Below are 20,473 nucleotides of genomic sequence, written 5' to 3' on the forward strand. Positions count from 1 at the left end.
ACGGTTCCAGGGGCAGATCTCCACACTCAGCGATACCCTTCGTCAGCCGGCGGTAACGATGCCCGTCTCGTAGGCGATCAGGACCAGTTGTACCCGGTCCCTGGCACCGAGTTTGCTCAGCACATGCCCCACATGCGTTTTGACGGTGGCCTCGGTGACGAATAGCTTCTGGGCAATTTCCGGGTTGGAAAGTCCCTCGGCAATGAGAGTGAAAACCTCACGTTCACGGGCGGTGAGATGCTGGACGTCGGCATGGTGCCGGTCCTTGGCGGGACTGGCTGCGCTCAGCAAGGGTGCCACGTGGTCCAGTAGCCGCTTGGTGGTGGAGGGCGCAATGACGGCGTCCCCGCGGTAGACGGTGCGGATGGCCCCGAGCAACTCGTCCGGCGGGGCGTCCTTGAGCAGGAAACCGCTCGCACCGGCCTGGATGGCGGCCAGTGCATACTCGTCCAGGTCAAAGGTGGTCAGGACAACTATTTTCAGCTCCGCCAGGGTCGATCCCGCAGCGGCCTTGCGGGAGCGTTCCATCAGCTTCCGGGTGGTCTCGATCCCGTCCATCACGGGCATCCGGACGTCCATTAGGACCACGTCGGCGGCGGTGGCGGACAACGCGGAAAGCGCTTCAATGCCGTTGCTGGCCTGGATCACCACCTTCAGATCCGGTTGGCTGTTGATCAGCATGGTGAACCCGGAGCGGACCAGTTGCTGGTCATCCACCAGGGCCACCCGGATGGCGGGAGTGCTGCTGTGCGGCAGTAGAGAAGTCACGGTTATGCCTCCGTATAGGGGATGAATGCGCTGATCCGGAATCCGCCGCCGGGCTCGGGCTTCGCGGTCAGTGTTCCATCGTAGAGCCTGACGCGTTCGCGCATACCGCGGATGCCGTGGCCAGTGCCACTGCCACTGCCAGTGCCAGTGCCGTTGCCGGCGCCGGAACCGGACAGGCCCGACGCGGCTCCACGGCCGTCGTCGAGCACGTCAACTTGCAGCCCCCGGCCCTGCCACTGCAGCGTCGCGGTGGCGGCGGCGCGCGGACCGGCGTGTTTGAGGACATTGGTTAGGCCCTCCTGGACAATGCGGTACGCCGTCAGCTCCGCGCCCGCCGGCAGGGCGCGCCTGGCCTTGCCGCTCTGTTCGAAATCGAGCACCAGGCCTGCCGCGCGGAACCCGAGCAGGAGTTCATCGATGTCCGTCAGGCCCGGGACTGGACGGGTGGACACCTCCTCATCCCCGCGCAGCACCCCCAGCAGCCGGCGCATTTCCTGCAGCGATGTTCGTCCCGCCTCTGCAATGGTCGTCAAAGTCTGCGCCGCAACAGCCGGATCCGCAGCAGCGGCGTACCTGCCGCCGTCCGCCTGCGTGATGATCACGGAGAGGGAATGCGCCACGATGTCGTGCATTTCGCGCGCAATGTGCGACCTTTCATCGGACGCCGCCAGGGCCAGCTCCTGCTGCTGCTCCACCTCCAGGCGCCGGGCGCGGCCTTCCAGCGCCTCCTCGCGAAGCCTGCGGGTCCGGGTCAGATCCCCCAAGGTCCAGCTAAAGAGAACGAGCATCCACACCACCACCAACAAAAAAGCCGTGGAAGAAAGCCCGGCAATCGTCCCGGGGGCCAGATCAAAGTTGTAACGGGTGATGAACATGACGGCACCCACCAGCGCCAGAATAAGGCCGCCAATGCTGGCCCAACGCGGACCATAGGCCGCAACAGCGTAAAGGACAAGGACGACGGCGATATCGGCCGGTGCCTGGGGCAGGGACAGGGCCCACTGCACAATGGCGACGGCGGCAATCACCGCCGTCGCAGCCACCGGCCGGCTGCGGCGCCAGGCCAGCGGGACAATCAGGCCCGAGGCGATGATGAAGGATGCCGGCGCGTCGGAATTGAGCAGCATCATGGCATTCACGAGCAGCCACAGTGCGGCGGCGAGGGTCACGTCCACGGCAAACAGATGGCCCCGGAACCAGGCGTAGATTCTGTGCATAACCATGATCTACGACTCTAGGTGATGGTGCCGGGCGGGTCATCAGGCCAAGGGTGGACTTCGGCGGCCACCAGTGGGGAAACGGAAGCGGCAACAGAGACAGAAACGGAACCCGAAACGGAACGGAACGGAACCGGAAACAGGGGAAGGACTGCCGTGGCGGGTCCGAACGTGACTAGCGTGTCCGAAATGTGAGATGAGCTGTCCATGATGCGGATATGCTGACTACGCTGGCAATCATGAGTACACCGATGAACATTGCTGTCATTCCCGGCGACGGGATAGGTCCCGAAGTTGTCGCGGAAGCCGTCAAGGCCCTGAAAAGAGCCGTCGCCGCAGAGGACGTTGAGCTCCAGCTGACCGAGTACAAGCTCGGCGCCGAACACTGGCTGCAGAGCGGGGAAACGCTGCCCGACGCGACGCTGCAGGCATTGCGCGGCCATGACGCCATCCTTTTTGGTGCGGTTGGCGCGGCACCGGGGGACACCCGGATTCCCTCCGGGCTGATTGAGCGCGAGATGCTGCTCAAACTTCGTTTTAGCTTGGATCACTACGTTAATTTGCGCCCGTCCAGGCTTTACCAAGGCGTTGCATCCCCGCTGGCAAATCCCGGCCCCATCGATTTTGTCGTGGTCCGCGAAGGCACCGAGGGCCCCTACGTGGGCAACGGCGGCGCGCTGCGGGTAGGAACGCCGCAGGAAGTCGCCACGGAGGTCTCGGTCAATACTGCCTACGGTGTGGAGCGCGTGGTGCGCGACGGGTTCCGCCGGGCCAGCGCCCGGCCGCGGAAAAAGCTCACGTATGTCCACAAACACAATGTTCTGGTGTACGCCGGACACCTTTGGAAGCGGACGGTGGAGGCTGTGGGGGCCGACTTCCCGGACGTCGCCGTCGACTACCTTCATGTGGATGCGGCAATGATCTTCCTGGTCAGTGACCCGGCCCGCTTCGACGTGATTGTCACGGATAATCTTTTCGGAGACATCATCACCGATCTGGCCGCTGCCGTCACAGGGGGCATAGGCCTCGCGGCGTCCGGGAATATCAACATGGACCGCACCGCGCCCTCCATGTTCGAGCCGGTTCACGGCTCCGCGCCGGACATTGCCGGGCAGCAAAAGGCCGATCCGACGGCGGCCATTCTTTCCGCGGCACTGTTGCTGGAGCACCTCGGTTACAACGCCGCCGCCCGACGGGTAGAGCACGCTGTCATCGCGGACATAGCCCAGCGCAGCCCCGACGTCATCCGCAGCACCGAGGCCATTGGAGACGCCATCTGCGCTGCCGTGTAATGCAGCGCTGGATGCCCAGTGATTGACCGCCGAGGGCCGAATGATGCATCGCCAGCCACCGGTGGGAGCCGAATCCGGCCGCTCGCGGGAGTAGGCTGATTAGTGCAAACCGCGTGCACATTGGAGTGCACAACTACGTGGAGGAACCATGACCCAGACAGTAAGTGAACTGGAGTTTACGCAGAACCTTTCGGCACACCGGAAGACTGCCCAAGAGCGCGCCGCCATCCTGGCCAACCCAGGGTTCGGAGACTACTTCACGGACCATACGGCCATTGTCGATTACCGCACCGACTCGGACGCGAACGGGACGTGGGGCAATGCCCGGATTGAGCCCTACGGTCCGATCTCCCTTGACCCCGCCGCCGCCGTACTTCACTACGGTCAGGAGATCTTCGAGGGCCTGAAGGCATACAAACATGCCGACGGTTCGGTCTGGACGTTCCGCCCGGAGGCCAACGCGGCCCGGCTGAACCGCTCGGCCGAACGGCTGGCGTTGCCGCAATTGCCCGAGCAGGTTTTCCTCGATGCCATCCGTGGCATCATCGAAGCCGATCGGGAATGGATCCCCAGCCGGGACGGCGAGAGCCTGTATCTGCGGCCCTTCATGATTGCCACCGAGGCATTTCTTGGTGTGCGTCCCGCCCGTGAAGTTTCCTTCCGCGTAATTGCCTCTCCCGCTGGCAACTACTTTGGCGGCGAGCTCAAACCGGTTTCCATCTGGATCTCGCACAACTACGCCCGTGCCGGCCGCGGCGGGACTGGTGCCGCCAAGTGCGGAGGGAACTACGCTGCTTCGCTGGCAGCACAGATGGAGGCCGAGGCCCACGGCTGCAAGCAGGTCCTGTTTCTGGATCCTTTTAATGATGATGCCGTTGAGGAACTCGGCGGCATGAACGTCTTCTTCGTGTTCAAGGACGGCCGCCTCGTGACCCCGGCGTTGACGGGGACAATTCTGGAAGGCGTCACCCGGATGTCGGTCATTCAGTTGGCCAAAGACCGCGGCATGGACGTCCAGGAACGGAAGATCACGCTGGCCGAATGGCGCGATGGAATCGCATCGGGCGAGATCACTGAGGTTTTCGCCTGCGGTACAGCAGCGGTCATCACGCCCATCGGCCTGCTCAAGGACGAGACCGAAAGCATCGGGTCCGCCGATGCCAAGGCCGGCGACGTTGCCATGGGTATCCGGGAACAGTTGCTCGGCATCCAGACCGGAGTCCTCGAGGATACGCACGGCTGGCTGACTCGCTTGGCCTGACGCCTCCTGCCTCATGTCGAATACAGTTTTTCGAGCACGTCCCCATCTTTAGTCCGACGGCGGCTGCCGTACCTACACCGGTGCGGCAGCCGCCGTCGTCGGATCTGCTCCCCACCGGCGACCCCGCCCACCCTCACGCTGCCGGCTCCTTCACGCTGCCGGCTCCTTCACGAGGGACCTGCTCCCTCACGTATGCCCGGCTCTCTGGCAGTCGCCCGATTTTCCTCCACAGCGGTTAGCGGCCACGCTTCATCCACAACCCTGCGCGTACGAGTTGCTCCGAGACTTTGCCTGCAGTGCAATCAGTGCATGCAGTGGTTGCACTGCAGGCAAGATATGGGAGGAACTATGCCATCGCTTACGGTCAGATACCTGGAGCCAGAGGTTCTGAGGGAACTTCGTATTCTCGCAGCGCGGAACGGCAGGTCGATGCAGGCCGAACTCAAGATTATGATTCTGCGTCATATGGATTCTCCGGAGGCGCAGGCGGAAGACCCTGCGCGTATTCCGATTGCGCTTCTCAAGGTCCCGAAATGGTACGACGAGCTGTTTGAGGTCTGGGGACTGGCATTCGCCCTTTGTGATGCGGAACTTCCCCGCTGGACCTCCACCCTGCATGGGCGACCTACCGGCGTTCAATCGGATCGAACGGACGCACAATCCGATCGGACCGGCGCACCATGATGCTCCTGGACGCTGATGTTTTGCTGGAGCTGATTTCCGGCAACAGCTACGAGCGCCACGCCGATTGGTTCAAGCTGCACCCGGAGCGTCCGCACACTACTGCGCTGGCCGTGGCGGAGATTCTTGCCGCGACCGGTTCCATGCCGGCGCTGGAGCGGATGGCATCTGGTAATGCCGTTGCCAAATTCCTGACCACGGTGATGGACAGGAGGGTGGTGCCTTTCGACCTCGATTGCGCGGAACATCTGGCCCGGCTGGCCCAGCTTTCCCGGTCTGACGGTAGCGACTATCCGTTGGCCCACCTGCTGACCGCGGCGATGGCCCTGCGGTTCGGTGCGGAGCTGGTGACGGCGCGGCCGGAAGAATATGCCGGGCTCGGTGTCCCCACTGTGACGCCGTGAATAGAAAAACCGGATGCCATAACGATTAGAGTATGAGCCATGCGTATTGCTCGGTTTGTCGTAGATTCTGATCCCCAATACGGCGTTGTTGAGGGGGAGCCTGGCAGTGAGGAAGTCACTGTCATCAAGGGTGACCCGTTCTTCAATGGCGTTGAACGGACCTCGGTCCGGCACCAACTGGCGGACGTGCGGTTGCTGGCGCCGATTATTCCGCGCAGCAAGATCATCGGCATCGGCCGCAACTTCGTGGAGCACGCCCACGAACTGGGCAATGAGGTGCCCAAGCAGCCGCTGATGTTTTTGAAGCCGAACACTTCCGTAGTCGGTCCGAATGATCCGATCGTGCTGCCCGAATTTTCGGATGAGGTCTCCTACGAGGCCGAGCTGTGCGTCGTCATTGGCCGGATCTGCAAGGATGTCCCGGCGGAACGCGTTGATGAGGTGATCTTCGGTTATACGTGCGGCAACGACCTCACCGCGAGGGATGTGCAGCAGGAAGACCAGCAGTGGGCCCGGGCAAAGGGCTTTGATACGTCGGCGCCGCTGGGACCGTGGATCGAGACGGAGCTCGATACCGAGGATTTGTCCATTAAGGGCTGGCTGAACGGCGAGCTGCGCCAAAACGGCAGCACCGCCCAGATGGTCTGGGGTGTGCGGGATCTGGTCTCCACCGTGTCCCGGGCCTTCACACTGTTGCCCGGAGACGTGATTATGACCGGCACACCCTCCGGGGTCGGACTGGTCAAGGACGGGGACAGGTACGACATCGAGATTGAGGGAATTGGACGGCTGTCCAATCCGATCGTTCGCCGCTGATTAAGGCAGCTGGCGGTAGGCGGTAAAGTTGAAAACACTATGACTACTTCCGCCGCGTTCCCTGTCGTCACCGCTGAAACCCCCGTCCGGGTCCGGTTTTGTCCTTCTCCCACCGGTACCCCGCATGTGGGTCTGATCCGGACTGCCCTGTTCAACTGGGCCTACGCACGGCACACCGGCGGAAAGCTGATTTTCCGGATCGAGGACACCGACGCCGCCCGGGACAGTGAGGAGAGCTATCACCAGCTTCTGGAAGCCCTCAAATGGCTTGGCCTTGACTGGGATGAGGGCGTGGAGGTGGGTGGTCCGCACTCTCCTTACCGGCAGTCGCAGCGCGGCAATATTTACCAAGCGGCGATCGAGAAGCTGATGGCCGGTGGCTTTGTGTATGACTCCTATTCTTCACCGGATGAGGTTGAGTCACGCCATCAGGCAGCCGGACGTGACCCCAAGCTCGGGTATGACAATTACGACCGAGACCTGACGGTCGAACAGATTGCCGCGTTCAAGGCCGAGGGCCGGCTGCCGGCGCTTCGGCTGCGGATGCCTGATGAGGACCTGACCTTCACGGACCTGGTCCGCGGGGAGATTACTTTCAAGGCCGGATCGATCCCGGACTATGTGCTGGTCCGGCCCAACGGAGCTCCGCTGTACACCCTGGTGAACCCGGTGGATGACGCCTTGATGGGCGTCACCCATGTGCTCCGCGGCGAGGACCTGCTCAGCTCAACGCCGCGCCAGCTCGCGCTCTACCGAGCGCTGATCGCCGTCGGCATTGCCGAGTACATGCCGCTCTTCGGCCACCTGCCGTATGTGATGGGGGCGGGGAACAAGAAGCTCTCCAAGCGGGACCCGGAGAGCAACCTCTTCCTGCACCGGGAGCACGGCTTCATCCCCGAGGGTCTGCTGAATTACCTCTCGCTGCTCGGCTGGTCGCTGTCCGCCGACGAGGACATTTTCACGGTGCAGCAGCTCATTGAGCACTTTGACATCCACGACGTGCTGGGCAACCCTGCCCGATTCGACGTCAAGAAGGCTGAGGCCATCAACGGCACCCACGTGCGCCTGCTCGACGCCGAGGATTTCCGGAACCGCCTAGTGCCGTACCTGCAGGCGGCCGGGCTGCTGGGCGAGAAACTGACGGACCGCGAGGAGCAGATCCTCACCGAGGCTGCGCCGCTGGTGCAGGAACGGATCACGCTGCTGGGCGAGGCCCCGGAGATGCTCGGCTTCCTGTTCAAGGGCGACGACGGCGTGGATGTCGCCGACGATGCCCGGAAGGGTCTGCCGGAGAACCTTGCCGAGGTGCTGGCCGCGGCGATGGCGGTGCTGGAGCCGGTGCAGGACTGGACGGCGGAGAACATTCAGGCTGCGCTGCGGCAGGCGTTGGTCGACGAGTTGGGACTCAAGCCCCGGCTGGCCTTCGGCCCGGTACGGACGGCGGTCTCGGGGCGACGGATTTCACCTCCGCTGTTCGAGTCCATGGTGATACTGGGCAAGGAATCTTCAATGGCGAGGTTACAGGCGTTCCGCGGCTAGCTGCGCGGCGGGTCGGTGCGGGACGTTCGTTTTGTTCTCTCAGTCAGAATCGGGTACAGTTTATTTCCGGCGCTTGAGCCGCTTGCCGGTTGTGAGAATCGACGGAGCAAGCAAAAAGTGCCATTGGGATATGGTGTAATTGGCAACACAACGGTTTCTGGTACCGTTATTCTAGGTTCGAGTCCTGGTATCCCAGCGCTCGAAAATCCGAAAAACTGCGGGCTGACTGCAGGGATTTTCGACGGTAGTAATCGAATGTATTAGGGCCCCATCGTATAGCGGCCTAGTACGCTGCCCTCTCACGGCGGTAACGCGGGTTCGAATCCCGCTGGGGTCACAGCAGAAAGCTCTCATCCGGCAGATCGTCCGGTTGGGGGCTTTTTTGTGTGCACATCTCAGAGCCGAGCCAGGGCGTCCCGTACTTTCACCAGCGTGCGGAGGTTTCTCGTCGTCGTACTGGATTTGTATCTGGACTTGGCCGACAGCTTGCTGAACGGACTCTCCAGCGTGCCTCCGACGGGTGCCTGCCAGGCCATTGCCTCCGGGCCAAGGCTGACCTGGTCCGCGTCTGGAAGTTGTTCGGCGAGGGCGAAGAGCTCGGCCAGGATGTCAGGATCCGAGCCCAGGGTGACGTAGCTGTGCTGTTCGCCGGAGTCCGCCGGGTACGGGCAGGCCGCGATGAGTTCGGCGAGCCGGGACGCAGTGAGCACAACTACCCAGGCGTCGTAGCCGAAGCTGTCGCGTAGGCATTTCTCTACCGTGGACTTGAGCTCGCCGGGCCCCAGGGCGGCCCGGCAGATGATATTTCCGCTGGCCAGCAGGGTGCCGACGCTGTGCAGGGGGAGTTGGATGAGGGCGCGCTTGAGCTCGGCCATCTTGATATTGATACCGCCGACGTTCACGCCGCGCAGGAAGATTGCGTAGTGGTTGTCGGGCGAGGGGTCGGGATTGCTGTCCATGGGATCAGAATAGCGTCCGAAGGCAGCGGTGGATTCTGGCCCCGGTCGAAGAGCGCCAGTGCGTTGGGCCCCAGCTTTTCTCAGTCGGTGGTTTTGCGCAGCGCTTCGGTGAGCGTCCGGGCCGCACCACAGACGATTTCGGCGTGCAGCCGGCCGGGCTGGCGCGTGAGGCGCTCGATCGGGCCGGAAATGGAGACAGCGGCAATGACGCGGCCGGAGGGTCCGCGCACGGGAGCCGAGACGGAGGCCACGCCCATTTCACGCTCGCCCAGGCTTTGTCCCCAGCCGCGACGGCGGACTCCGGCTAGCACGGTGGGTGTGAAGCGGGCGTTCTGCAGTCCGTCCAACAGCCGTTCATTGTCCTCCCAGGCCAGCAGTACCTGGGCGGCGGAACCGGCTTTCATGCTCAGCTGCGTGCCCACCGGGATGGTGTCGCGCAGGCCAATGGGCCGCTCGGCCGACGCCACGCAGACCCGTGAATCGCCCTGCCGGCGGAAAATCTGGGCGCTCTCACCCGTGACGTCGCGCAGCTGAAGCAGTACGGGCCCGGCGGCCGCGATCAGCCTGTCCTCGCCGGCCGCGGAGGCCAGCTCCACCAGCCGGCTGCCCAAAACGAATCTGCCCTGGATATCGCGGCTGACCAGCCGGTGATGCACCAGCGCCGAGGCGAGACGGTGGACGGTGGGCCGGGCCAGCCCGGTGGCGGCGACGAGCTGGGCCAGAGTGGTCGGTCCGGCTTCTAAAGCGTCCAGGACCTGGGCCGCTTTATCGATGACACCAACACCGCTAGAATTGTCCATGTAATGATATTGCCGTCTCAACATGTGAGATGCAAATCGATTCGCTGGCGCAGCCCCTGGTGATGCTGGTTCAGTTGATGACATACAACGCCAACGGTCACAGTACGTTTATGTGGCCATTTGACGAGGCAAGAACCGGCATCCGGATGCGGCCCAACGGCGGTGCAGACCAGATGCCACTGATGAAGGGAACTGGCCGTGACCGAAGTACGGATTGCCGGACGCCGCTCAGCTGGGGCGAAGACCCTGGCGGAAAAGGTCTGGGAGGATCACATTGTCCGCAAGGGCGAGGGTACGGGCGACGCTGCCCAGCCCGATCTGCTTTACATCGACCTTCATCTGATTCATGAGGTCACGTCCCCGCAGGCTTTTGAGGGGCTTCGCCTGGCCGGCCGTCCGCTGCGCCGCCCGGACCTGACCATCGCCACCGAGGACCACAACACCCCGACGCTGGCGATCGACAAACCGATTGCGGACCTGACCAGCCGGACGCAGATCGAAAAGCTGCGCGAAAACTGTCGTGAATTCGGCGTCCGGCTGCACTCCCTGGGCGATGCCAACCAAGGCATTGTGCACATCATCGGCCCGCAGCTCGGTCTCACCCAGCCGGGTATGACGGTGGTCTGCGGCGACTCGCACACGTCCACGCACGGGGCGTTCGGAGCCCTGGCGATGGGCATCGGCACCTCCGAGGTGGAGCATGTGATGGCCACCCAGACGCTGCCGTTGAAGCCGTTCAAAACCATGGCCATCAACGTCGAAGGCACCCTACGTCCGGGCGTGAGTTCCAAGGACATCATCCTGGCCGTGATCGCCAAAATCGGTACCGGCGGGGGCCAGGGCTACGTGCTGGAATACCGCGGCTCGGCCATCCGTGCGCTCTCCATGGAAGCCCGGATGACCATCTGTAACATGTCCATCGAAGCGGGGGCGCGCGCGGGCATGGTGGCCCCGGACGAGACGACCTTCGAGTTCCTCAAGGGGCGCCCGCACGCGCCGCAGGGCGCCGACTGGGATGCCGCCGTCGACTATTGGCGAACGCTGAAGACCGACGACGGCGCCACTTTCGACGCCGCTGTTGACCTCGACGCTGATACGTTGGAACCGTTCGTCACCTGGGGGACCAACCCGGGGCAGGGCGTATCTCTCAGCGGCAGTGTGCCCTCGCCGGAGGACTTCGGCGACGAGAACGCCAAGGCCGCGGCGGAGCGGGCGCTGGCGTACATGGATCTGGCCGCCGGTACGCCGATGAAGGACATCCGGGTGGACACCGTCTTCCTGGGCTCCTGCACCAACTCCCGCGTCGAGGATCTGCGCGCCGCCGCGGACATCATCCGCGGACGCACCAAGGATCCGAAGATCCGCATGTTGGTGGTGCCCGGCTCCGCCCGCGTCCGGTTAGACGCCGAGGCCGAGGGACTGGACAAGGTGTTCACGGACTTTGGCGCGGAATGGCGCTTTGCCGGCTGCTCGATGTGCCTGGGCATGAACCCGGACCAGCTGGCACCGGGGGAGCGCTGCGCCTCCACGTCGAACCGCAACTTTGAGGGCCGGCAGGGCAAGGGTGGGCGGACCCATTTGGTGTCCCCGGTTGTCGCCGCGGCCACGGCCGTGCGCGGAACGCTCAGTTCGCCGTCGGACCTGCCCCCGCGCACCGAGCCGGACACCGGCACCCCGCTGGTGGATCCCGCCTCGCTGGCAGAGCCCGCCGAATCCCCGTACGCCGAGTCCACGGTCAACTAGGAGATAGTCATGGAGAAATTCACCACGCATACCGGAATCGGCGTCCCGCTGCGGCAGAGCAATGTCGATACGGATCAGATCATTCCCGCCGTGTACCTCAAGCGCATCACCCGCACCGGCTTCGAAGATGCACTGTTTTCCAGCTGGCGGAAGAATCCCGAGTTCATTCTCAACCAGAAGCCCTTTGACGCCGGTTCCGTGCTGGTGGCGGGGGCGGACTTCGGCACCGGGTCCTCGCGGGAGCACGCCGTCTGGGCGCTGAAGGACTACGGGTTCAAGGCCGTGCTCTCCTCCCGGTTCGCGGACATTTTCCGCGGAAACTCGGGCAAGCAGGGGCTGCTGGCCGCCGAATTGGCCCAAGATGACATCGAGTTGATCTGGAAGGTGCTGGAGAACGCCCCGGGTACCGAGATCACCGTGGATCTGGACAGCAAAACCGTGCACTGCGGCACCGTCGTGGCGCCGTTTTCCATCGATGATTACACCCGCTGGCGCCTGCTGGAGGGGCTGGACGACATCGGCCTGACCCTGCGCCACGAAGAGGACATCACCGCCTTCGAGGCCACCCGTCCGGCGTTCAAACCCAGCACCCTCCCGGCCCGCACGTAGCCCGGGCGCGGCGCGTAGCCCGGGCGCTCCCGCTGGGATGCCGGTGAAATGGACAGGTGCCGTGGAAATTTCCGCGGCACCTGTCCATTTGTATGGCCAAACACTGCGGGGCGCGGACCCGGGGATGCGCACTGCGGACGCGGGAAACGGCGGGATCACGACGTCATAGCGGCCGCAGCCCAGCGCCCAACAGCCGTTGACGCAATAATTCGGGGTTGCTGACCTCGGTCCACATCCAGCGGGTCACCCGCAATCCCGTAGCCCTGATCCGGTCTTCGCGGACTTTCTCCTTCCACAGCGCCTCCGCCGGTAAATCGCCGGCGAGGTATTCACCGAGCGAATATTTGACCCAGCCATCAAATTCGCCGACCAATCCGAGCTCCTTCCAGTAAAAGTCCATATAGCCGATCCGGCCCTGCCCGTCCCGAACCTCGTGCTGCAGCTCTGGTGCGGGGAACCCGAACTGCATCATGTAGGCCCGGCTGAGCGATTCGCCAGGTGATCCGGACAGCCCGTCGGCGAAGGCCAGCACCCGTTCAACCCGCCTGATGTGGTTTGCATGCGGTAGGAGCGTCATAGAGATTTCCATTTGGCTCTTCTGGATCGGGCGGGATCTTCGTTCTCCCACTAACAATCGCGGGGACAGGATCCGATCCATTGCCGCCACGGCCTCGGGAAAGGGCAGAACCACCGCAAGATCACGTGCCGTCTGTAGCTTGGACGTCACGGTCAGCCCGTCTACCCGCGCCGTGCAGACTTTCGCCAGATCTGTTCGGTGCCGATGAACGCCGGCCCCTGAATGCCCTCCGCCCGAACGGCCTTCAAACGTGTCTACGGTTGCCGGAATGGTTATGACGGGAATTCCCCACACTTGCGCGGAGGCACGCAGGCAGAAAATCGGAGCCGAACGTGCCGTCCGGTGAACTGCCTCGATCCGCATCCGATACTGTTCCCAGGGCTTAAGGTTTTGCCAGAGAGTGGTCGGCAGATACAGCCCTTGCCGTACACGCGTGAGCTCGCCGGACTTGGCGCGCCGGGACAACCTGCGGGAGAAATATTCATCGTCCGGGGCATCTGCCGAGGTGATCCATGGTGGCGGTGTGAAGTTACTCATGCTAAGCAGGCTGCCGTTTAGACGCTGACTAAGCCACGGGTCTGTTGTTGATTGTGAACGGCGAGGTCACGTTCTGCCCGTGTGGTGGACAAGTGCCATGGAAATTTCACAGGCGTTCGTCCATCTACACGGCAGAACAGGAACGACGACGGGAGCACGACGACGAGGGGAGCACGACGGCGGCGACGGCGGCCCGGGACGGCGACGGCGGCGACGACGACGGGAGCACGACAGCGACGGCGGCCCGGGACCGGCGGCAGGGCGACGGGTGAGGCCCGGCGGCGGCGGCGGGAAAGAAGGCGCCCCGGCGCGGCGACACGGGGTTATTTCAGTCTGCTAACCGGAGAAACTATGATTGGTCGAGGCCTTGGCAGTAGTCGCGGGCCAGCAAAGTGTGAGGAAACTGGTTATAGATGAGTAGTGTGCTGACGGTTCGTGGCGGTGTGCCCCTGACGGGGCGGGTATCGGTTCGGGGAGCCAAGAATCTGGTCCCGAAGGCCATGGTCGCAGCCCTGCTGGGCAACGAGCCCTCGGTCCTGCGCAACGTTCCGGAGATCAAGGACGTGGAGGTGGTGACCTCCCTGCTGCAGATCCACGGCGTGACCGTCGTCAAAGATCCGCTCACCGGAGACCTGACCCTGGATCCGCAGAACGCCAAAACGGCACCCAGTACGGCCATTGACGCCCATGCCGGGGATTCGCGCATCCCGATCCTGTTTTGCGGGCCGCTCATCCATGCCATCGGAGAAGCCTTCATCCCGGACCTGGGCGGCTGCAAAATCGGCGACCGGCCCATCGACTACCACCTGAACGTGCTCCGCGAGTTTGGCGCCGTCGTCGAAAAGCGCCCGGGCGGCATCCACATTTCCGCGCCGAAGGGCCTGCACGGAACCAAAATTTCCCTGCCCTACCCCAGCGTCGGCGCCACGGAGCAGGTCCTGTTGGCCGCTACCCGCGCGGACGGCATCACCGAGCTGGCAGGGGCGGCCACCGAGCCGGAAATCGTGGACCTGATCTGCGTCCTGCAGAAAATGGGCGCCATCATCAGCGTCCAGACGGACCGCACCATCCGGATCGAAGGCGTCAAGGAGCTCCGCGGCTACTCACATCGGGCTTTGCCGGACCGCAATGAGGCCGCGTCCTGGGCATCGGCGGCGCTGGTCACCCGCGGCGACATCTACGTGGCCGGCGCCTCGCAGCGGGACATGATGACGTTCCTGAACACCTACCGGAAGGTGGGCGGCGGCATGGACATCGACGACGACGGCATCCGGTTTTACCATCAGGGCGGGAAGTTGAACCCGCTGGTGTTGGAGACGGATGTGCATCCCGGCTTCATGACGGACTGGCAGCAGCCGCTGGTCGTGGCGCTGACGCAGGCGGAGGGCGTGTCCATTGTGCACGAAACCGTCTATGAAAACCGGTTCGGCTTCACCGACGCGCTGATGCGGATGGGCGCCAGTATCCAGGTCCACCGCGAGTGCCTGGGCAGCGTCCCGTGCCGCTTCGGGCAGCGGAATTTCCTGCATTCGGCCGTCGTCTCCGGGCCCACCCAGCTCAAGGGCACGGACATCGATATCCCGGATCTGCGCGGCGGTTTCAGCCACCTGATCGCAGCCCTCGCCGCCACCGGAACCTCCCGCGTCACGGGCATCGACGTGATCAACCGCGGCTATGAGCATTTCACCTCTAAGCTGGAGGATCTGGGCGCCGATTTCGACGTCCATGACAGCCGCAAATCCCTGTCGGCTGCCCAGACCAGCCGCTAGGAGCACACCGTGGTGACCATACCCAAGCGCCTGCCCAAACGCGCCCGGATCTGGATTGGCGTGGCGGCCTGGACCCTGCGCCCGGTGGCGAACATCCTGATGCGCAAGCAGTGGCTGGGGCTGGAAAAGCTGCCCAAGGGCCAAGGCTTCATTATGTGCCCCACGCACTGCACCGAGATTGATCCGATCGTTGTCGGGCACATGCTGTACAACCAAGACATCATGCCGCACTTCATGGCCAAGGACGGGCTCTTCCGCACGCCGCTGGTAGGCACGGTGCTTCGCGGTGCCCGGCAGATTCCGGTGCAGCGCGCCGGTTCCACGGCCGGAAAGTCGCTGGAGCTGGCCCGTGCGGTGCTGGACGAAGGCGGCGCGATCATTGTCTACCCGGAGGGAACGCTCACCCGGGATCCTGACCTGTGGCCGATGCGCGGGCACACCGGCGCAGCCAGGCTGGCACTGATGACCGGGGCCCCGGTGGTGCCGGTGGCGCATTGGGGTGCGCAGGAGGCGTTTCCGCGCTACGCCAAGCGGGTGCACATCTTTCCCCGCAAGACGGTCCGCGTGCTGGTCGGCGACCCGGTGGATCTGAGCCGTTTCAAGGACGCTCCGCTGGACCGGGCAACCCTGGACGCCGCCACGACGGTCATTTTGGACGACATGACGGCCCTGCTGGCGCAGCTGCGCGGCGAGGAGCCGCCGGCGGTGCGCTGGGATCCCAAGGCCCACGCGCAAAAGTCGCACGGCCGCTACGTGGAGCGCGGGGATGCCAGTCCCGCTACTGGTGTGGCGGCCAGTGGTGTGGCGGCTAGTGGTGCGGCGGCCGACGGCGGAACGTCCGCAGGTGCGCAGCCCACCGGAGGAACAGCGGGCGACGGCGGAACGTCCGCGGGTGCGCAGCCCACCGGAGGAACAGCGGCCGACGGCGAAAGCCCGGACGGTGCGCAGCCCACCGGGGACGCCTCGTGACCCTCGAGCAGGGGCCCGCACCGCGTCCAGCTCCGACGAAGATCGCGGTCCTGGGCGCCGGCAGCTGGGGGACAACCTTCGCCAAGGTCCTCGGCGATGCCGCCGGCGGGACCGACCGCGCCATCATGATTTGGGGCCGCCGCGCCGAAGTAGTGCAGGAAATCAACGCAGCGCACCGCAACAGCCAATACCTCGCAGACGTCGCCCTGCCCAAAAGCATCACCGCCTCCACCGACGCTGCCGAGGTGCTCCGCGATGCGGAATTGGTCATCCTGGCCGTTCCCGCCCAGTCGCTGCGTGCCCAACTGCACATGTGGGCGCCGCATGTGGCGCCTGCCGCCGTCGTCGTCTCGCTGATGAAGGGGCTGGAAGTGGGCACGGATGCCCGGATGAGCCAGGTCATCGCGCAGGAACTCAACGTGCCCGCCGAGCGGATCGGCGTCATCTCCGGGCCCAACCTGGCGCTGGAAATTGCCCGGCAGGAGCCTACCGCCTCCGTGGTGGCCTGCGCGGATGCAGACACCGCCGCGTGGATTGCCGCCGTCTGCACGCCGTCGTACTTCCGGCCGTACACCAATACCGACGTGGTGGGCGTGGAGATCGGCGGGATCGTCAAAAACATCATCGCGCTGGCCGTGGGCATCTGCGACGGCAAGCTGATGGGGGATAACACCAAGGCCTCGGTGATCACCCGCGGACTGGCCGAAACCACCCGGCTTGCCCTGGCGCTGGGGGGCGAGGCTGAGACTATGGCCGGGCTGGCCGGGCTCGGCGACCTGGTGGCCACCTGTTCGTCCCCGCTGAGCCGCAACCGCACGGCCGGCCGGCTGCTGGGCGAGGGGCTGACCCTGGAGCAGGTGGGCCAGCGCATGACGCAGACCGCGGAGGGAATCAAATCCGGCCAGGCCGTGCATGATCTGGCGCGCCAACTGGGCATCGAGATGCCGATCACCCAAGCAGTGGTGGCGGTGCTGGCGGGAAAGCTTTCCATTGACGAACTTGGTCCGCTGCTGATGGGGCGGGACCTGAAATCCGAAGGTGAAATTCAAGCGTGAATACGTACAGCAGCCCCGCGTCCGCCTCCGCGTCCACCCGCCGGCCCCGGGTTGCGGTCCTGTTCGGCGGCCGTTCCAGCGAACACGCCGTCAGTTGCGTGACCGCCGCCGGCGTCCTGGGCGCCATCGACAATGAAAAATACGACGTGATTCCAATCGGCATCACCAAGACCGGGCAGTGGGTGCTCGCCTCGGGGGAGCCGACCACCTGGTCACTGAGCTCGGGGCAGCTGCCGGAAGTGGCGCCGTCGAACGCTACCGTGTCGCTGAGCGGCAGCGGCGGTGCCCCGCAGCTGATGGTGACCGCGCCCAACCAAGTCCCGCGGGAACTCGGCAACGTAGACGTGGTTTTCCCCGTCCTGCACGGCCCGTACGGCGAGGATGGTACGGTCCAGGGGCTGCTGGAACTCACCGACACCCGCTACGTTGGCGCCGGCGTGCTGGCCTCCGCCGTCGGGATGGACAAGCACTTCATGAAGGTGGTCTTCGCCGCCGCCGGGCTGGACGTGGGGCCCTACGTGGCCGTCACGGACCGGCAGTGGACCAACGACCCGCAAACCGTGCGGGACAGCGTAGCCGCGCTGGGCTTCCCCGTCTTCGTCAAACCGGCCCGCGCCGGCTCCTCGATGGGTATTTCCAAGGTGGATAGCCTTGAGGAACTGCCAGCCGCGATCGAGGAGGCCCGCCAGCACGATCTCAAGCTCGTGATCGAAGCTGGCATCGTCGGCCGCGAAATTGAGTGTGCCGTGCTGGAGGGAGCCGGGAGCGAGCCGCCGCGAACGTCTATGGCCGGTGAGATAGTGGTCACGGACACGCACCACGCGTTTTACGATTTCACCGCCAAATACGTTCAAGACAACGCCGCCGCTCTAAGCTGTCCGGCTGACCTACCCGCTGACGTGATGTCGAAGATCCGTGACCTCGCCGCAGTCGCCTTCGACGCCGTGGGCGCGGAGGGCCTTTCCCGGGTGGACTTTTTCTACACGACCGAGGGCGCAATCATCATTAACGAGATCAACACCATGCCCGGGTTCACGCCCAAATCCATGTACCCGCAAATGTGGGCCGCGTCCGGGGTGGCTTATCCCGACCTGATCGACGAGCTCCTTCAGCTGGCGCTAAACCGGAAGACCGGCCTGCGGTAGGGGCCGCGGCGCCAGCTACAAAACTATGCTCGTAAACTCGGTTACAAAAAGTAGGCTTGGATTAGGACACCGTGTCGGCTGCCGTCAAGCTACAAACATGGCGTCGCCCGGCAGAATCAGGTGTACGCGATTCTGCACGCGACGTTTGTGCAGCAGCTAAACGAGCAGCCCGTAGACGGCCGGATCATGCTGTACATCGGTCCCGAGCACGTTCAGACTGATCGTGAGCTTGAGATCCTGGTTCACGAGTTTCCGAACACCGGTCGGGAGTCATCGATTTTCCATGCGATGCCGCTTGGCCCGAAATTTCGTCGATACCGAGAGGAGCACTCCGATGGTAGAACGTGAGATTGACTACGACGCCCTTGCGGCGCGGTTAACCGAATCTGACGCCGAGATTCGCGGCGTCGAAAAGGCACTGCATGGTAGGGATGCTACTGAGGCTGGTCGCACCTTCCTGCTTCGCGAGTATGGAACCGAGGAAGCCTTGAACGCCGCGTTGCGGCCGGGCCGGCCAAAGGTCGGCCAGAAACATGCGCGCGGGGAATCGCCCACTGTCCGCGGCCGCATCCCCGAGGCGGACTTCGCCGCATTCAAGCAGCTGGAAGAGCAGACCGGCAAGGGGCAGAGCGAACTAGTGCGCGAGGCTGTGCTCCTGCTGTTGTCACAACACAGCTGGCCAGCTAACGCTTCGTAGTCTCTGTGGTGAGGTGACACTGAACCACGCGAAAGGAAAGAGGAGAGACTGCAGGGTCGCAGTGATCCAAGAGTTTGCCGTAACTGGCGAGCGAGCCCCGTTACCCCCCGGTAGGAACCGCTGAACCAAGACGCGGTAATTCTTGCCTCGGCTCGGGCCAGAACACACGGCCCTACCCAGGTTCAGGGAGGGGCTAATTCCGGCGAGAAAATTTCGCAATTTCATGGGGATCGTTCTACAGACATCTACTATTGTGCATATAAGCCAACAGTAGATCATGCTCTCGGCCACCCCTACGACGAGGTCACGGTCCAGTTTGCTGGTTGGTACTGAGAGGGCCGTTGAGCGGCAGCCCGTTCGGTGAGGATGGCGTGGTCCAGGGGCTGTTGGAGCTCGCCGATACCCGCTACGTGGGTGTCGGTATGCTGGCCTCCGCCGTCGGGATGGACAAGCACTTTATGAAGGTGGTCTTCGCCGCCGCGGGGCTGGACGTGGGGCCTTACATGGCCGTCACGGACCGGCAGTGGACCAATGACCCGCAAACCGTGCGGGACAGCGTTGCCGCGCTGGGTTTTCCCGTCTTCGTCAAACCGGCCCGCGCCGGCTCCTCGATGGGCATTTCCAAGCTGGACAGCCTTGAGGAACTTCCAGCCGCGATCGAGGAGGCACGCAGGCACGATCTCAAGCTCGTCATCGAAGCCGGCATTGTCGGCCGCGAAATTGAGTGTGCTGTGCTGGAGGGTGCCGGGAGCGAGCCGCTGCGGACGTCCATACCCGGGGAGATCGTGGTGACGGACACGCACCACGCATTTTACGATTACACCGCCAAATACGTTCAGGACAACGCGGCCGCGCTGAGCTGTCCGGCTGACCTACCGGCTGACGTGATGTCGAAGATCCGCGACCTGGCCGCAGTGGTCTTCGACGCCGTGGGCGCGGAAGGCCCCTCCCGGGTCGACTTTTTCTACACGGCCGAGGGCGAAATCATCATTAACGAGATCAACACCATGCCCGGGTTCACGCCCAAATCCATGTACCCGCAAATGTGGGCCGCGTCCGGCGTGGCCTATTTGGACCCGATCGACGGGGATCCTTCAGCTGGCGCTGAACCGCAAAACCGGCCTGCGTTAGGGGCGACGGCGGGGTGTGGACGCCTGCGGGTACCCCCGCTGATGCTGACGATCCACTGGTTAGGATTCGTTGCAGGGACGAATCTCCTGTCATACTTAGACGTTCGTATGAGTGACGGTTCGAAGATTTGTTGGTTCTCCTGACTTAGGAATGTGGGAAATCAAGGACTACGGCGTGTCCTGCCGTCTATGGTAACGTCACAAAAAACACAGAGTTGTTCGCCGTGCATGCTTCAGCTTGCTCGGCGACTCGCGTGTCATATTTATAGTCTCGACGCTCGTCTGTTAATGTGTCAAAGCTCCGGCATGATTCGGTTTGGAGTGTGTTATGCAATTTCCTTTCGACCGAGAAAATGTGTTTTAATTTAGAAAATGAGTAATGGTAGATATTATATAGCGAAGTTTTGGGGGAACAGGTTGGATTTAAGTAAGGTGCCGCAAATTGGCCGCTCTGGTGTTATCGACATCATGCGCGCACTCGTGAGTATAGGCGTTGTCTCTAACC

The 20,473-nt window shown here is 63.6% G+C and carries 18 protein-coding genes, 2 tRNA genes and 2 pseudogenes; 17 read left to right on the plus strand and 5 right to left on the minus strand.

What is annotated here, in order from left to right; all coding sequences use genetic code 11:
• Nucleotides 1-42: 42 nt before the first annotated feature.
• A complete protein-coding gene (locus OS914_RS11100) occupies nucleotides 43-768 on the minus strand; it encodes a response regulator (protein ID WP_420713935.1) in 726 nt (241 codons plus the stop codon).
• Between the two features lie 2 nt (nucleotides 769-770).
• Nucleotides 771-1,991, minus strand: a complete 1,221-nt coding sequence (locus OS914_RS11105; protein WP_420713936.1) for a sensor histidine kinase — start codon at nucleotides 1,989-1,991, stop codon at nucleotides 771-773.
• 233 nt (nucleotides 1,992-2,224) lie between these two features.
• On the opposite strand from OS914_RS11105, the gene OS914_RS11110 reads away from it, so the two are divergent.
• The 8 genes from OS914_RS11110 (at nucleotide 2,225) to OS914_RS11145 (ending at nucleotide 8,315) form a co-directional block, all read left to right on the plus strand.
• Entirely contained in the window at nucleotides 2,225-3,277 is a 1,053-nt protein-coding gene (locus OS914_RS11110; protein ID WP_267546130.1) for a 3-isopropylmalate dehydrogenase, read from the plus strand.
• A 148-nt stretch (nucleotides 3,278-3,425) separates the two neighbouring features.
• Nucleotides 3,426-4,538: a branched-chain amino acid aminotransferase gene (locus tag OS914_RS11115; protein ID WP_267546131.1), complete on the plus strand. Its 1,113-nt coding sequence runs from the start codon at nucleotides 3,426-3,428 to the stop codon at nucleotides 4,536-4,538.
• A gap of 348 nt (nucleotides 4,539-4,886) precedes the next feature.
• Entirely contained in the window at nucleotides 4,887-5,222 is a 336-nt protein-coding gene (locus OS914_RS11120) for a FitA-like ribbon-helix-helix domain-containing protein (protein ID WP_267546132.1), read from the plus strand.
• A complete protein-coding gene (locus OS914_RS11125) occupies nucleotides 5,219-5,623 on the plus strand; it encodes a PIN domain-containing protein (RefSeq protein WP_267546133.1) in 405 nt (134 codons plus the stop codon). Before OS914_RS11120 ends, OS914_RS11125 begins: the two co-directional genes overlap by 4 nt.
• Before the next feature lie 39 nt (nucleotides 5,624-5,662).
• Nucleotides 5,663-6,439, plus strand: coding sequence for a fumarylacetoacetate hydrolase family protein (locus tag OS914_RS11130; RefSeq protein ID WP_267546134.1), 777 nt, complete (start codon nucleotides 5,663-5,665; stop codon nucleotides 6,437-6,439).
• 39 nt (nucleotides 6,440-6,478) lie between these two features.
• Nucleotides 6,479-7,978, plus strand: a complete 1,500-nt coding sequence (gltX, locus tag OS914_RS11135) for a glutamate--tRNA ligase (protein WP_267546135.1) — start codon at nucleotides 6,479-6,481, stop codon at nucleotides 7,976-7,978.
• Nucleotides 7,979-8,102: 124 nt separating this feature from the next.
• Nucleotides 8,103-8,174: transfer RNA gene (locus tag OS914_RS11140), tRNA-Gln, on the plus strand.
• A 68-nt stretch (nucleotides 8,175-8,242) separates the two neighbouring features.
• A tRNA-Glu gene (locus OS914_RS11145) sits at nucleotides 8,243-8,315 on the plus strand.
• 58 nt (nucleotides 8,316-8,373) lie between these two features.
• On the opposite strand, the gene OS914_RS11150 is transcribed toward OS914_RS11145, so the two are convergent.
• Together OS914_RS11150 and OS914_RS11155 are read right to left on the minus strand one after the other, a co-directional pair.
• Nucleotides 8,374-8,937, minus strand: a complete 564-nt coding sequence (locus tag OS914_RS11150; RefSeq protein ID WP_267546136.1) for a DUF1697 domain-containing protein — start codon at nucleotides 8,935-8,937, stop codon at nucleotides 8,374-8,376.
• 80 nt (nucleotides 8,938-9,017) lie between these two features.
• Nucleotides 9,018-9,737 (minus strand): IclR family transcriptional regulator, encoded by a 720-nt coding sequence (locus tag OS914_RS11155; protein ID WP_267546137.1) that lies wholly within the window; start codon nucleotides 9,735-9,737, stop codon nucleotides 9,018-9,020.
• Between the two features lie 198 nt (nucleotides 9,738-9,935).
• Here OS914_RS11155 and leuC point away from each other — a divergent pair, with 198 nt between their 5' ends.
• A complete protein-coding gene (gene leuC, locus OS914_RS11160) occupies nucleotides 9,936-11,480 on the plus strand; it encodes a 3-isopropylmalate dehydratase large subunit (RefSeq protein WP_267546138.1) in 1,545 nt (514 codons plus the stop codon).
• Nucleotides 11,481-11,489: 9 nt separating this feature from the next.
• Nucleotides 11,490-12,089 (plus strand): 3-isopropylmalate dehydratase small subunit, encoded by a 600-nt coding sequence (gene leuD, locus OS914_RS11165; protein WP_267546139.1) that lies wholly within the window; start codon nucleotides 11,490-11,492, stop codon nucleotides 12,087-12,089.
• Nucleotides 12,090-12,252: 163 nt separating this feature from the next.
• Here the strand turns inward: leuD and OS914_RS11170 are convergent, their stop codons facing one another.
• Nucleotides 12,253-13,203, minus strand: coding sequence for a hypothetical protein (locus tag OS914_RS11170; protein WP_267546140.1), 951 nt, complete (start codon nucleotides 13,201-13,203; stop codon nucleotides 12,253-12,255).
• Nucleotides 13,204-13,295: 92 nt separating this feature from the next.
• Between OS914_RS11170 and OS914_RS11175 the strand changes: the two genes are divergently transcribed.
• From OS914_RS11175 to OS914_RS11205, 7 genes and pseudogenes are all read left to right on the plus strand, one after another.
• Entirely contained in the window at nucleotides 13,296-13,475 is a 180-nt protein-coding gene (locus OS914_RS11175) for a hypothetical protein (protein ID WP_267546141.1), read from the plus strand.
• A gap of 141 nt (nucleotides 13,476-13,616) precedes the next feature.
• Nucleotides 13,617-14,972 carry a UDP-N-acetylglucosamine 1-carboxyvinyltransferase gene (gene murA, locus OS914_RS11180; RefSeq protein WP_267546142.1) on the plus strand — a complete coding sequence of 452 codons (1,356 nt, stop codon included), beginning with the start codon at nucleotides 13,617-13,619 and terminating at the stop codon, nucleotides 14,970-14,972.
• 99 nt (nucleotides 14,973-15,071) lie between these two features.
• Nucleotides 15,072-15,752, plus strand: a pseudogene (locus tag OS914_RS11185) (lysophospholipid acyltransferase family protein); the annotation flags it as partial.
• A gap of 185 nt (nucleotides 15,753-15,937) precedes the next feature.
• Nucleotides 15,938-16,996 (plus strand): NAD(P)H-dependent glycerol-3-phosphate dehydrogenase, encoded by a 1,059-nt coding sequence (locus OS914_RS11190; RefSeq protein ID WP_267546143.1) that lies wholly within the window; start codon nucleotides 15,938-15,940, stop codon nucleotides 16,994-16,996.
• A complete protein-coding gene (locus OS914_RS11195) occupies nucleotides 16,993-18,141 on the plus strand; it encodes a D-alanine--D-alanine ligase family protein (protein WP_267546144.1) in 1,149 nt (382 codons plus the stop codon). Before OS914_RS11190 ends, OS914_RS11195 begins: the two co-directional genes overlap by 4 nt.
• A gap of 334 nt (nucleotides 18,142-18,475) precedes the next feature.
• On the plus strand, nucleotides 18,476-18,838 hold the full coding sequence (locus OS914_RS11200) for a hypothetical protein (RefSeq protein ID WP_267546145.1): 363 nt from the start codon (nucleotides 18,476-18,478) through the stop codon (nucleotides 18,836-18,838).
• Between the two features lie 338 nt (nucleotides 18,839-19,176).
• Nucleotides 19,177-19,969 (plus strand): annotated as a pseudogene (locus OS914_RS11205) (D-alanine--D-alanine ligase family protein); the annotation flags it as partial.
• Between the last annotated feature and the right edge of the window lie 504 nt (nucleotides 19,970-20,473).

Source organism: Arthrobacter endolithicus, assembly GCF_026627425.1.
Taxonomy (GTDB): domain Bacteria; phylum Actinomycetota; class Actinomycetes; order Actinomycetales; family Micrococcaceae; genus Arthrobacter_M.